Below are 1,307 nucleotides of genomic sequence, written 5' to 3' on the forward strand. Positions count from 1 at the left end.
AAGACCGTTGCAGGGAGAATGTATTTATAATCAACTGATTAACAGTATATTATATTAATTTTTCTGTGTTATTCTGACTGCTTCTTTGTATTTTAGGGTATGAAAAACGAGCAAAAACTTGGCTTTGCGGACTACATGGTTCAAAAGAGAAAAATCAAACAGGAATTTTTCAATCAGATCAATCAGCTAATTGATTGGCGTCCAGTTTCCAATATCATGAACAAACATTATCAAAAAGGCGAAAGCGCCACAGGCCGTCCATCTTATGAAGGGATCGTTCTGTTTAAGATGACCCTTTTACAGACTTGGTATGGCCTGAGCGACTATGAGGTCGAGGACCGCGTAAATGACAGCATTTCTTTCAGCCGTTTTGTCGGCATCAGCTTGGACAACCCTGTTCCAGACCATAGCGTAATCAGCCGTTTCAGGACAGAACTCACCAAAAAAGGTGTCTATGAAAAGGTGTTCAAGGCAATGAACAAACAACTGGAGAAGCACAAAATAATTGTAAAGACCGGTGCAATTGTGGATGCCAGCATCATAGATACCCCGCTGAAACCCAAAGGAAAAACCACCTATGAGATAGCCATTGACCGGGGTCCGGAAAGAACCCCGGAGGAACAGGAGTACGAACAGCGGGCACAGGTGCTTGTGAAAAAGCAAGATCCCGGTGTTGACAGCGAAGCCAGATGGATAAAGAAAGCAGGAAAAACGCGGTATGGCTACAAGAAACACCATGTGACCGATACGGAAGGCCTGGTGCTCGGGGTGCTTACCACTCCGGCAAATGTAAATGAGATAGCCAATCTGGAAGAGGTCTTGGCTACGGCAGATCTGCCGGAAAACATCCATGTCTATGCAGACAAAGGCTACCGGTCTGCCAAGAACGAAGAGCTTTTAAAGAGCAAAAACTTAAAGAGCAGAATCCTTCACAAAGCCAAAAAAGGACAAGCCCTGACAGAGCGCGAAAAACTCAGGAACAGGCTGATCGGCAAAACAAGATTTAAGGTAGAACGGACCTTTGGTGGTATAAACAGATGGTTTAATTCTACCTGTGCCAGATACAGGGGTGTTCTAAAAATGCATACCCAGAATTTGATGGAAGCCATCGCCTACAATCTTTACAGGTCTCCGGGGATAGTTGTGTCCAGACTGATAAAAACAACAAAGTAGACAGGTAAAAAGGCTCGAAAGGAGCCTCTTAAAAGGATATGATTGATTTTTTCCAATCTAAAAACAAAAAATGGAGTGAAAAAAGACGAAAAATCCCTGAAGTTTTTCAAGACAATTCTTTTGCAACGGTCTTA

General features: G+C 43.0%; 1 protein-coding gene. It reads left to right on the plus strand.

What is annotated here, in order from left to right; genetic code table 11:
- Nucleotides 1-99: 99 nt before the first annotated feature.
- Nucleotides 100-1,173, plus strand: coding sequence for an IS5 family transposase (locus SYJ56_RS25785; RefSeq protein ID WP_323839279.1), 1,074 nt, complete (start codon nt 100-102; stop codon nt 1,171-1,173).
- Nucleotides 1,174-1,307: the final 134 nt, after the last annotated feature.

The sequence above is a fragment of the Algoriphagus aurantiacus genome (assembly GCF_035156405.1).
GTDB lineage: Bacteria > Bacteroidota > Bacteroidia > Cytophagales > Cyclobacteriaceae > Algoriphagus > Algoriphagus aurantiacus.

Excerpts from the sequence above, each read along its gene's own strand:
- SYJ56_RS25785 (WP_323839279.1), top strand. The coding sequence starts at position 100 with ATGAAAAACGAGCAAAAACTTGGCTTTGCGGACTACATGGTTCAAAAG.